Consider the following 12,414-nt stretch of genomic DNA (forward strand, 5'->3'; position numbering starts at 1 on the left):
CTATTATTTTTTTAATCTATTTTCAAAGGATGTTTTCTGATAATAGATAAGGGATTAATTTACTTTATTATTATTCAATCTTTACAATTGACATGTTTTTATTGTATGGCTTATCTTTTATTGAATTAGAAGCCTTATTTGCATTTTGAATACTATTATATTTATCGTAATAGATATAATATTTACTTGTATTTACATCATAAAAGAAATTAATATCATTACGACCTGCTTGTACAGCCTTAGTTAAAAATTCATCACGTTTTTTAACATCAGTATGAACTGCTAATACTAAATAAAATCCTTTTTCTTCTCTATTAATATTTTTAAGAATTTCTATACCATTTTGTTTTTCACCAAAATCAAAATCTTCTTCTGTTAATGGTGTATTACTTAATGTAGTTGTTTCTTTTATTTTCTTTAGTGCTGCACGATCTTCTTCATAGCGCTCTCCTTCATCAACAAAAGTTGCTCGTTTGATACTTCTTCTTTTTTCAAATTCTGTAGAGATTTTGATATCTTCTAATCTTGCTTCTAATCTACTTTTAGCATTAATAGCTAATGCTTGTTCAGATTCTAATTCTTTAATCTTTTTTGTAAAGAATAAATTTACATTATCTAACATTTCAACATCAGAATTAGATTGCTCTTCATAAAGCTTTTTAAGATTTGTAATCTCTTCGTTTCTTTCAGCTATATTAGTTTCTAACTGTAATTTAATTCTATTTAATCTATTATTTTCTTCAGTAATACTTTTGAAAGCTCTCTGTTTTACAGCAATTCCTTGTTCTACTAAATCATTTTCTTCTTTTAAAGTTTTAAGATCATCATCTTTAACTTGAATAATATCCTCAAAACGTTGTAATAAATCGTCTTGATCATCTTTAGATTTATCTGCTTGTTTTGTTAGAGCTAATAATTCTTTTCCCGCATCAGTAATAGGCTCTATTTTTGTTTCTTCTTTAGCTTTTTGTTGTGCTAAACGTGCTGCTTCAGCATCAGCTTCTTCTTTAGCTTTCTGTTCAGCTAAACGTGCTGCTTCTGCATCAGCTTCTTCTTTAGCTTTTTGTTGTGCCAAACGTGCTGCTTCTGCATCAGCTTCTTCTTTAGCTTTTTGTTGTGCCAAACGTGCTGCTTCAGCATCAGCTTCTTCTTTAGCTTTCTGTTCAGCTAAACGTGCTGCTTCTGCATCAGCTTCTTCTTTAGCTTTTTGTTGTGCCAAACGTGCTGCTTCAGCATCAGCTTCTTCTTTAGCTTTTTGTTGTGCTAAACGTGCTGCTTCAGCATCAGCTTCTTCTTTAGCTTTTTGTTGTGCTAAACGTGCTGCTTCAGCATCAGCTTCTTCTTTAGCTTTCTGTTCAGCTAAACGTGCTGCTTCAGCATCAGCTTCTTCTTTAGCTTTTTGTTGTGCCAAACGTGCTGCTTCAGCATCAGCTTCTTCTTTAGCTTTCTGTTCAGCTAAACGTGCTGCTTCAGCATCAGCTTCTTCTTTAGCTTTTTGTTGTGCCAAACGTGTTGCTTCTGCATCAGCTTCTTCTTTAGCTTTTTGTTGTGCTAAACGAGCAGCTTCAGCATCAGCTTCTTCTTTAGCTTTGTTTTCTTTTAAATTGTTTAACTCAGCTAGTCTCTCTGCTTTAAGATTTTCTCTTTCTTGTAATTTCGCTAATCTTTTTGCTTCTAATTCAGCTTTTTCTAGTTTTTTTCTTTCAGCAACAGCTTTACGATCTACTTTTACTGTTGATGTTCTTTTATTTTTTCTAGGATTTCCGGACAAAAGACTACTAATTTCATCATCACCACTATAATAGTAGCGTTTTTTGTTTTTAAACCTATAGGCTAGTGATATTTCATGTGATGGACCAAAATCTGTTAAGTCTCCAATAGCTTTTTCAAAATTGTATTCAATTGCTATTTGATTTGTAATATTTAAACCTAATCCTGCAGATGCACCATATAAAGTGTTATATCCAATTTGTCCCCAAATACCTTTAGGAACAGTCCACATTGCTAAACCAGAGATGATAGTTTTATCTTTTGTAAACTCAGACTTTATCAAACCAGAAAATTTGGTTTCGTCAAAAAAACCACGTGTATCAAAATAACCTGTATACATTAAATGAGCTTGAATACCTTGTTCGGGATTATCTTCGAGCATTAGAGAAGTTTGCAAATTATAGGCTACTATATTTTTTAGAGAAACACCAAAATCAAAAAAACCAGTACCATAATTAATTCCTGGATTAACGGTTAACAAGAAATTTTCTGGAACATTTTCAATTGATGGATCATCAAAATTAACAACAATACTTCCTGTATTTAAACCACTTTTGTATGCACCAATATTAAGACCAAAAGTTAGGTTACTATCTCTGTCTAATTCTACATTATAGGCAAAATTTAAAATCCCTCCAAATGTTGTTAGTACACCATAATTTTGCTGAAATACTCCTATTCCTGCACCAATATTTTCACCAAATCGTCCGGAATAACTAGCCAAATAGGTTAGGGGAGCGTTTTCAAACTGAACCCACTCACGTTTATTAGATATACTAATATATTTATTTTGCTCTCTTACAAAACTAAATGTAGGATTTATTGTGTAACGATTAAATGTTAATGAGTTTCTTAAAGGCATATTGAATGCAACAATCCCATCATCTACCTGAGATAATGAGACTTGAAATGTACATATACATAAAAGTAAAATTAAAAAATACTTATTCATTTTATTTTATGATGGTTATCGAACCTTTTTTTACTTGGTTATCTGATGTTGTAATAATGTAATAAAACACCTTGTTTATATTAGTTAGTTCAAGATCGTTTTCTGGCCAATTATTTAAATATTCATTAGATTGAAAAACGACTTCACCACGGTTTGTTAGAATTGTTATTTGGGTATCAGAACCAGCAGTGTATTCCTGTGGTATTATCCATGTATCATTAATATTATCTCCATTTGGACTAATAAGGTTTGGGATTTTATCAATATCTGGAAAAGGATTAAAAGGCTCAATTATTGAGAAAAAGAAAGACACAGAAGTCTCACAACCTTGAGTTTCTGTGACTATTATTTCGTAATCACCTAATTCTGTTGCATTAAAGTTATTTTGTGTAACACCAGATATTATTTGACCGTTTAGAAACCATTGATATTCTGGTGAAATTGCAGTGTCAGAAAGAATTACAGATAAAGATTCTCCTTCAGCTAATTCGTTAGTGTCATCTACATTAATAGCTCCAATAAATTCTTGGCTATCTAAAATTATTTCACCTGCACCGGAGCATCCACCTAAATCGACTTGTACAGCAAATGTTCCAGACTCAGTAGTTTCATAACTTTGCTCTGTTGCGTCTGGAATTATAATACCATTCTTGTACCATTGGTAACTATTTCCGTTAACTGTACTTAATACTGTTGCTCCTTGATCTGGACAAAAGTTTGTACCTAAGCTAGAACTTATTTCTATATTTGTTACGCCTGATGTTGATTCACTAATTGTTACACGGTTAGAAAATGAATCTGATGTACAACTACCATAATTAGTTTCTACAAAATATGTACCTTCTTCATCTACTGACAAACTAGATCCCTCACCAACAAACTCTGATGTTGTTGGACCAGTTTCTCTATACCACAAATAAGTTAATGATGGATAAATTAAAGGTGAAATATTATTACCTGTCCCTGGATTGTCGATGGTTAATAAATAACTACTACCAGAACAATAAGCTGCTGTAGATACTAAATTATTGATCGTAAAAGGAATGTCGTGTAATTTATAATACGCAGCAAAAGGATCTGAAGGGGTACTTGTTGCTACAGGAGCACTACTTTTTATACGAATTCTGTATCCTTCACCTGCAGTATTTTCTGGAAACTGAAAGTTTAAAGTAGCAGGAGATGTTATAACTTGTCCTACTTCTGTAATAAAAATATTAGTAGGATTACTAAAATCTCCATTAGAATCTGACAGTTCTATTGTAAATTGATTAGAAGCCTCAACACTTTCATCTGGTGCAAAAACAAAAGTGGCAGAAAAAGTATTAAAACCCTCATTTGCACAAGCTTGACTAAAACCTAGTTGTGGTTTACTAATGACTATTTGTGCGTTAGCTGTATTTAAAACAGTAATTACAAACAAACTTACTATTAAATATAGCTTTGAATTTTGGGAGATGGTTTGCATTTGGTTGGTCAGTAATCTTCTATACTATATAAATAATATTTATGTTAATAAATTAAATACCAGTATTATTAGTTATCTGTCTTAGAGGCAGCAATTTTATTTATGATTAATCTATAATCAGGTCTATCTGTACTTTGAGCATCAATAAAAGTTTCGCTATCTGGCCCTTTAGAGTAAACATTATTAAATGCACGACTACCATACCAGTTTTCTAAATCTTCATTTACAGTTGTGTTTTTAACGAAGATATTACCTTCACAATTATTAAAATAAGTACTAGTAAATTGAATCTTATCAAGACTCTCACTATTAACTCTAATTTTACTATCTAAATATACTGCTGGTTTAAATCCTGAAATAACACTTTTATCAATATTAAAATTAGCATCTCTACCTATAAATATTGCTTCATTTACTAATCCTACTTGAATATCATAACTTAAATCTTTACTAACATTAATTAACGTTAAGTTTTCTGCTGTTAGTGTAGTATTGATTTCTGCAAAAGCTTCATCATCATCATTATTTAATGCATATATGCATCTTGAAGCTTGAGCACCTGAAATGTATGGAGATTTTACAGCTAATGAGTTCATTAACCTACACTGAGCACCATTACTAACTTTAAAATCATTAGCGCTTGATTTGTATGACACAAACTTTTCTAATTCTACTTGGCCTCCTTTGACACTAAAAGAGTTACCTCTACATAAACTAACCATAATATTACTTAATATGGTTTCACTACCAACTCCAGCTAGAGTTAATCCATTAAAATAACCATATTCCTTTGTTCTTTTTCCAGCATATTCGATTCGAACATATTCCATTACTCCAGAATTACTTTCTGGATTATCACCTCCGTAAGCAATATTTTTTGAATTAGAAGAGCTTAAACCATAATTTAATCTTTCAGAAATACCTTCTTTAGTGGTTGGAGCATCACCTAGAATAAAAATACCACCCCAGTCTCCTGGTTTTTTTAAACTTTGACTTGAAGTAAAAACTATTGGATCTGTACTTTCACCAACTGCCATAATTTTAGAACCATTAGTTATAGTCAGAGTAGCTTTAGTTTTGAAATCACCAATAATTACTGTTCCAGGTTCTATTGAAAGTGTTGTACTATCTGTTACAAAGACATCACCCATTAATATATACGTGTTTCTTTTAAGCAACTTAGTGTCTTTTGTTATATCACCACTGATTATCTGATTAGGTTTTCTGTAATCAGTTTTGTTAGGCGTAAAATCGGTCCAAGGATTCAACCAATTATCAAATCCAGTAATACCTTTTTCTTGTTGTGCTAGTGCATTACTAAAGATAAACATTAGTAATATTGAGGTAAAAAGTAGTTTTTTCATAATGTTATTTCATTTAATGAATGACTAATTAATTTGTATTAAAATCAAATATAAACATAAAAATCATTTAAAATGCATTTTTTTACGTTAAAATGTAAATTCACATCTAAAACCGAACGAATTATACTTTGTTATTGAACGATTATTTGATGTTAAAGTTCTAATTTAGTCCACTTTAAAGTCGTCATAAGTAAATAACGATTTAATAGTTTGTTCATAAAACAGTATTGCCGTAATAATATTACTTGTGTCAGAATATGGTAAAATTAACCTTTGAAAATCTACTGTTCTGTCAAAATACTCAACAGAAGCTTCTTGATTTGCTTCAAGTGTTTTTTTGTTTTCTTTAGTTTCTGGTATACCAACTGATGCCATTGTTACATTAGGTTTTGTTGCAAAAGCAATATTAGGTAAAATATTAACTAATACTTCGATACGTTGAATGTATAAGGTTAACAATTGACCTTTCTGTAATTTGTTAAGTTCTTCTAAAGTATGATATTTGTTAATACTTACTTTCCCCGAAATTAATCTCGGTGAAGATTTTTGAGCATAGCCAATAGAGACTATTATAAAAAATATAACGGTTAATAAAGTAGTTTTTGTTTTCATTTGTAAGGTATTTAATGTGTAATGATGAAACAAATCTATATAAATAATTAAAATAAACAACAGAATTCAGTTTTTTTTTGTTAAATCAGATTCTGTGTAGCGTAAAATAATCAGTCAAACGACTTATTTCGGGGTTAAAATGCATATATTTACGATGAATCACAACCGGTTCAATTCATCTTTTTAAAGCTTTAAATAATGTGTATTACATACATAAGTTATTTTGTTTCAATTAACTAATGCAAAGATAATACCATAATTTGTTAAAAAAAATCTAATACACAAATGTTTTCTAATGTTGCTATATAGTCGATGACTTTGCATATAATTCGGATTAACAGTAAAACAAGGTGTTTTTTTACAATATTCACAATTAAGCACTTGATGTTTAGGTAATTATAAGCTATTTGAAAATATCAAAAATTATGATATTTTTAACATTTATTCATTAAAATAAAAAAAATAAAAAAAAATATTTTTTTTGATAAAATAAACAAACAATCTTTTTTGTATTAAAAATATGACGATAAAAATGATTTAATTACCCTAATAATAGGATGAAATTAATTCATATTCAACAATTACAATAGTTCAATTTTTTTGATTTTTATATGATTAATTAAATTTCTTAGTAATTTTATTAAAAACTTTTCCTTGATTTTTAATTCTTGATATTATTTACATAAAATGAAAATATACGAAACACTTATCATAGGAGGTGGACAAGCAGGCTTCTCTGTAGCGTATTTTTTGAGGAGATACAAAATTGATTATTTAATATTGGACGATCAAGATAAAGCTGGAGGTTCGTGGTTACAAACATGGGATAGTTTAAAATTATTTTCTCCTACACAATTCAGTTCTTTATCTGGTTGGGCAATGCCAAAAGGAAATAAAGAATATCCAAGCAAAATGGATTTTATTAGATATATGGAGCAATATCAAGCCCGTTATAAATTTAATATAGAACGTCAAACTAAAGTATTAGAAGTGTATAAAATGGACTTTGGTTTTAAAGTTAAAACTAAAACTGGTTATTATTACTGCAAAACATTAGTTAGCGCAACAGGCACAGCTCAAAATCCGTTTATACCTAAATACACTAATAAAGAACAATTTTCCGGTACCATGTTGCATTCTTCTAATTATAAAAATGCTGATACTTTTAAAAACAAATCTGTTTTAATTGTAGGAGGAGGGAACTCTGGATCTCAAATTTTAGCAGAGGTGTCAAAAGTTGCAAATACACAATGGGTAACAATGACTGAACCAAGTTTTTTACCAGATGATATTGATGGACGTTATTTATTTAATGATGCAACAGATAAGTTTTATGGTAAATTAGGTAAAACTAAAGCGGGATCAAAAACATCTTTAAGTGACATAGTAATGGTCCAAAGTGTAAAAGAGGCGAGAAATAGAGGTATATTACATGCTAAAAGACCTTTTAAAGCTTTTTATAAACATGGAGTTATTTGGGAAGATGATACAAAAACTAAGTTTGATGTAGTGATTTGGTGTACAGGATTTAAAGCTAACCTAAAACATTTACAAAAGTTAGACATTATAGAAAACAATAAAATTGAAACAAGCTATACACAATGTAAAAAACTACCTAACTTATGGTTAGTTGGCTATGGTAGTTGGACTGGTTTTGCATCTGCAACTATTTATGGTGTTGGCAAAACTGCTAGACATACCGTAAACAATATCGTTTCGTTATTAAGAACTTAAATTAAGTAAAAACATTTATCAATTCTATGACTAGAAAAGATACATTTTAATAACGTTTTTTATAAAAATTCAACCAAAAAAAGCCCATTAAAACTTATGTTTAATGGGCTTTCAACTATTACATGTAATAATTAATTATTTTTAGAAGATCCTTTAAATCTGTAAGTAATACCAAAATTAACACCAAAAGAAGAATAAGGTACTTTTTGAGATAACTGTTTAGAGCTATCTGTATTGTTGTTTGGTAAGTTGTCTACGTATGTTGTTTTTTTATTTACACCTTCTGGTAAGTTATCTATAGTATATAAACCTGCTTGAGCAACGGTACCATCTGGTAAGAATAAATCTGTATTAAATTCAGATAATTCAGAATCTTTACGCTTTAAGCTAATTCCATAATATTCCGCTTCTACAAATAAATTTAAATTATTATTTATATTAAACTTGTAACCTAAAGCACCAACAAATCCTAAAGGGAAGTGACCATGAAAGTCTTCTTTATAGTTAGTTTCAGTATAAGATCCTTGAGGTAATCCAAACGCATTAGCTTCTGCTTCAGATAAAACTTGTTGTCTGTAAACAACAGCTTCTGTTTTACCTCCAATTTTTACTAATGCTCCAAAACGACCGTAAAGGTTATCAGTAAACTTATATACTAAAGCTAAAGAACCTCCAAAAGCACGAGATCTTGCTACAGCGTCTATTTCAGTACCAGGTATGCTTACCATAGACACATCCTGATCATCACCATTAAGGTATCCAACACTTAAATCTGCACCAAATGATTCGTTAAAATAATATGTACCTCTTAGTTGTACATTTACACCTTCACCATAACTACCATAAGAGTTTTCTGTTTGAGAAATATTAATGCTTTCTCCTAATTTCATTTCTGCACTTCCAGCAGCATAACCTGTACTTACAGATAACTCTAACTGAGCCAATGAGATTGTACTAATTAATAATGCTGCAAACACTAAGTATACTTGTTTCATAATTTGAGTTTTATTTTTGTTAAATTAAAAATGACCAAAATTTTAGCTTTCTAACTAAAATTTAAATCGGCTGCAAATATACTTTTTTTGTTGACTTTTCTTAATATTACCCTAAAACTATTATGTTAAAATGCCAATGATAGTAAGACTTTCCGAGAACCATCTGATTGTCAGCATGTATATACTAGACTAAAATTAATATATTGACTGATGTTTTGTAAGAAATCACTTTAATGGATGTAATAATCCAATTTTTATTACTAAAAAATTATTTAAAAAATAATTTGAGAGCTATTTTTTAATAACATAACGTCAAAAAGTTAATTTTAATATCAAATCAATATTTAGGCTGTTTTTAAACATGTGTTTGATTTGTATTTTAAACTTCCTGATAATTGTGTATTTATTTTTTTTAGGATAGAATCATGAATATTGAAAATATGAAATTCACATATAATTCAATATTAATAATGTAATATGTTATATTAGCGTATTTAACACGCATAACATGCAACAATCTATACAACTTTCTGTTGATGCTGTTGTTTTTGGATATGAATCTGGAACAGTATCTGTACTTTTAATTAAAAGAAAATATGAACCTTTTAAAGGTCAATGGGCTATTCCTGGAGGTTTTGTTTTAAATAAGGAATCTTTAGAGGAAGCTGTCCAAAGAGAACTTAAAGAAGAAACAGGCTTAGAGATTAATTACCTAGAACAGTTATATACTTTTGGTAATCCTGATAGAGATCCTAGAAATAGAGTAGTATCTGTTGCATATTTTGGATTAATTAAACCTAGTGCATTTAAAATATTTGCTTCAACAGATGCTGAAGCAGTACAATGGTTTGATATTAATGAATTACCAAATTTATCTTTTGATCATGATAGTATCTTAAAATTGGCTATCAATAGGTTACAAAATAAAATGACGTATGAGCCTATTGGTTTTGAATTATTAGATAATAAATTCCCTTTCTCTGATATCGAAAAACTTTATAGTTCACTTCTTGGTAGAGCTATAGATAGAAGAAACTTTAGAAAAAAACTATTAAGTTTTAATATTTTAGACGAGTTAAACGAGAAAACATCAAAAGGATCTGGTAGACCTGCTAAATTATTTAAATTCAATAAAAAAAGGTACTTCAAACTAAAAGAAGAAGGTATCATTTTTGATATATAAATCAATTAAAAACTATTTGCGTAAAAAAAACACAAATAAATTTGTTTTCAACATTTAAGCGCTATATATTTGTGTTATAATTACGCAAATTAAATTATTATGAACGGATTACTATTAACTGACGGTTATAAAACAGGACACCACCAACAATATCCAAAAGAAACAGAAGAAGTGTATTCTAATTGGACACCAAGAAGTAATAAATATGCACCTAAAGGTTGCGACAAGGTATTATCTTTTGGTCAGCAATATGTGTTTAAATGGTTACATGATTATTTTGAAGATAATTTTTTTTCTAAACCAAAAGCTCAAGTTTGTAATGAGTTAAAAGAAGAATTGTCGTTGTATTTAGGTACAGATTATGATGTAACACATTATGAAGAATTACACGATTTACAATATTTACCTATAAAAGTAAAATCTTTACCTGAAGGTGTAGAAGTACCAATTAGAGTACCTATGGTAACTGTTGTGAATACTGATAAAAAATTCTATTGGATAACTAATTTTCTAGAAACCATATTATCTACAATGTTATGGCAACCAATGACATCTGCTTCAATAGCATTACGTTACAAAAGAATATTTAAAAATTGGATTCTTAAAACGGATAAAAATAATTTAGCCTTTATTGATTTTCAAGGACATGATTTTTCAATGCGAGGGATGGGAGGATTGCAAAGTGCTATATCTTCAGGTATGGGCCACGCTTCTGTTTTTTTAGGTTCAGATACATTGCCAATAATTAGTAGTTTACGTAACTATTATAAAGCAGAAGGTTTTGTTGTAGGCTCTGTAAATGCTACTGAACATTCAGTAATGTGTGCAGGTACAAAAGATGACGAAATAGGAACTTTTAAAACTTTAATGAATACTTATCCTACTGGAATTCTATCTGTAGTAAGTGATACTTGGGATTTATGGAAAGTTTTAACTGACTATTTACCAATATTAAAAGACGACGTTTTAGCTAGAGATGGAAAATTAGTTATAAGACCAGATAGTGGAGATCCTGTAGATATTATTTGTGGTGAAGCAAGTGAGTTAGGAGGTAAGTTACCAAAAGATAAAGGTGTAGTAGAATTACTTTGGGACATTTTTGGAGGAACGGTAAACGATCAAGGATTTAAAGTTTTAGATAGTCATATAGGTGCTATTTATGGAGACAGTATTACAACTGAAAGAGCAGAAAATATTTGTCAGCGTTTAAGCAATAAAGGTTTTGCAACTAGTAATGTGGTTTTAGGTATAGGATCATTCACCTATCAGTTTAATACAAGAGATACATTTGGATTTGCAATGAAAGCAACTTCTGTAGTGGTTAACGGAAAGCGAAGAGAGATTTTTAAAGATCCAATTACAGATGATGGTGTAAAAAAATCTGCTAAAGGATTGATAAAAGTAGACTTAGTTGATGGTGAATTTGTTTTGGTAGATCAGGTTACTCCTGAAGAAGAGAACAAAGGTGAGTTACAGGTAATTTATGAAAATGGACAGTTTTTAAATCCAATTACTTTACAAGAAATAAGAGATAGAGTGAATAAAACTTTATAGTTATGGAATACGAAATAAAAAAATTTAAAGACGGACAAGTAACTGCCAAAATTATTGAAAATGGTGATTTGGAAGTTAAAATACGTGGTAATAGTTATGAAGATTTATTTGCTACTGCTGCAATAAAAGAAGCTTGGGATGCAGAAAATACAACAAACAAAAAAGCCATAGCGACATTAACCATTTACTGTTTGATAGGTCAACGTTCTGACAGACGTTTTAATAAAGGTGAATCTTTTGATTTAAAAGTTGTTAGTAATTTTATAAATACAATGCAATTTGATAACGTTTCTATTTTACATCCTCATAGTCCAATATCATTGGCTTTAATAAACAATTCAGATAAAATTTCACATTTTAAATTTGTAGAAAAGGCTTATAATTTAATAGGAAAACCAGTATTAGTTAGTCCAGATGCTGGTGCCTATAAAACTACCCATGACATTGCAGAAAAACTGAATGCAGATTTGGTTCCTTCTAATAAAGTAAGGGTTGATGGAGCACCTCTAATTAGTATTCAAGGAGAGGTGAATAATAAAGAATGTTTAATTATTGATGATTTAGCAGATGGTGGCAGGACCTTTAAGTTTTTAGCGGAAGCTTTGAAAAAACAAGGTGCCTCTAAAGTGTTTTTATACGTTACACATGCTCAGTTTAATTATGGTTTTGATGAATTAAAAGAAACAATTGACCATATTTATTGTACCAATAGTTATAAAGATATAAATGATGACTTTGTTACTCAATTTAAAATTTCAGCATTTAATGCATAAAATACCTGTTGC

9 protein-coding genes are annotated in these 12,414 nt (G+C 29.7%); 4 read left to right on the top strand and 5 right to left on the bottom strand.

The window, feature by feature from the left end; translation table 11 throughout:
* Positions 1 to 70 precede the first annotated feature (70 nt).
* From JAO71_RS03625 to JAO71_RS03640, 4 genes are all read right to left on the bottom strand, one after another.
* A complete protein-coding gene (locus JAO71_RS03625; protein WP_202998928.1) occupies positions 71 to 2,722 on the bottom strand; it encodes a PorP/SprF family type IX secretion system membrane protein in 2,652 nt (883 codons plus the stop codon).
* Between the two features lies 1 nt (position 2,723).
* The gene (locus tag JAO71_RS03630; protein WP_054851098.1) at positions 2,724 to 4,187 is read right to left on the bottom strand and encodes a T9SS type B sorting domain-containing protein; all 1,464 of its coding nucleotides are present in this window, start codon (positions 4,185 to 4,187) and stop codon (positions 2,724 to 2,726) included.
* A gap of 68 nt (positions 4,188 to 4,255) precedes the next feature.
* Positions 4,256 to 5,551 (bottom strand): hypothetical protein, encoded by a 1,296-nt coding sequence (locus tag JAO71_RS03635; RefSeq protein WP_202998930.1) that lies wholly within the window; start codon positions 5,549 to 5,551, stop codon positions 4,256 to 4,258.
* Positions 5,552 to 5,716: 165 nt separating this feature from the next.
* Complete coding sequence (locus tag JAO71_RS03640; protein WP_028289981.1) at positions 5,717 to 6,163, bottom strand: hypothetical protein; 447 nt, start codon at positions 6,161 to 6,163, stop codon at positions 5,717 to 5,719.
* Between the two features lie 687 nt (positions 6,164 to 6,850).
* On the opposite strand from JAO71_RS03640, the gene JAO71_RS03645 reads away from it, so the two are divergent.
* Entirely contained in the window at positions 6,851 to 7,897 is a 1,047-nt protein-coding gene (locus JAO71_RS03645; protein ID WP_054851096.1) for an ArsO family NAD(P)H-dependent flavin-containing monooxygenase, read from the top strand.
* A 131-nt stretch (positions 7,898 to 8,028) separates the two neighbouring features.
* Here the strand turns inward: JAO71_RS03645 and JAO71_RS03650 are convergent, their stop codons facing one another.
* Positions 8,029 to 8,892, bottom strand: a complete 864-nt coding sequence (locus tag JAO71_RS03650) for an outer membrane beta-barrel protein (RefSeq protein ID WP_054851095.1) — start codon at positions 8,890 to 8,892, stop codon at positions 8,029 to 8,031.
* Between the two features lie 508 nt (positions 8,893 to 9,400).
* Between JAO71_RS03650 and JAO71_RS03655 the strand changes: the two genes are divergently transcribed.
* From JAO71_RS03655 to JAO71_RS03665, 3 genes are all read left to right on the top strand, one after another.
* The gene (locus tag JAO71_RS03655; RefSeq protein ID WP_054851094.1) at positions 9,401 to 10,075 is read left to right on the top strand and encodes an NUDIX hydrolase; all 675 of its coding nucleotides are present in this window, start codon (positions 9,401 to 9,403) and stop codon (positions 10,073 to 10,075) included.
* A gap of 99 nt (positions 10,076 to 10,174) precedes the next feature.
* Entirely contained in the window at positions 10,175 to 11,629 is a 1,455-nt protein-coding gene (locus JAO71_RS03660) for a nicotinate phosphoribosyltransferase (protein WP_202998932.1), read from the top strand.
* Between the two features lie 2 nt (positions 11,630 to 11,631).
* A complete protein-coding gene (locus tag JAO71_RS03665) occupies positions 11,632 to 12,402 on the top strand; it encodes a phosphoribosyltransferase family protein (RefSeq protein WP_202998934.1) in 771 nt (256 codons plus the stop codon).
* Positions 12,403 to 12,414 lie beyond the last annotated feature (12 nt).

Source organism: Olleya sediminilitoris, assembly GCF_016785945.1.
Taxonomy (GTDB): domain Bacteria; phylum Bacteroidota; class Bacteroidia; order Flavobacteriales; family Flavobacteriaceae; genus Olleya; species Olleya sediminilitoris.

What these genes read in the sequence shown, in the direction of transcription:
- JAO71_RS03635 (WP_202998930.1), bottom strand. Translation starts at nt 5,551, where the DNA reads ATGAAAAAACTACTTTTTACCTCAATATTACTAATGTTTATCTTTAGT.
- JAO71_RS03625 (WP_202998928.1), bottom strand. Translation starts at nt 2,722, where the DNA reads ATGAATAAGTATTTTTTAATTTTACTTTTATGTATATGTACATTTCAA.
- JAO71_RS03645 (WP_054851096.1), top strand. Translation starts at nt 6,851, where the DNA reads ATGAAAATATACGAAACACTTATCATAGGAGGTGGACAAGCAGGCTTC.
- JAO71_RS03630 (WP_054851098.1), bottom strand. Translation starts at nt 4,187, where the DNA reads ATGCAAACCATCTCCCAAAATTCAAAGCTATATTTAATAGTAAGTTTG.
- JAO71_RS03665 (WP_202998934.1), top strand. Translation starts at nt 11,632, where the DNA reads ATGGAATACGAAATAAAAAAATTTAAAGACGGACAAGTAACTGCCAAA.
- JAO71_RS03650 (WP_054851095.1), bottom strand. Translation starts at nt 8,892, where the DNA reads ATGAAACAAGTATACTTAGTGTTTGCAGCATTATTAATTAGTACAATC.
- JAO71_RS03640 (WP_028289981.1), bottom strand. Translation starts at nt 6,163, where the DNA reads ATGAAAACAAAAACTACTTTATTAACCGTTATATTTTTTATAATAGTC.
- JAO71_RS03655 (WP_054851094.1), top strand. Translation starts at nt 9,401, where the DNA reads ATGCAACAATCTATACAACTTTCTGTTGATGCTGTTGTTTTTGGATAT.
- JAO71_RS03660 (WP_202998932.1), top strand. Translation starts at nt 10,175, where the DNA reads ATGAACGGATTACTATTAACTGACGGTTATAAAACAGGACACCACCAA.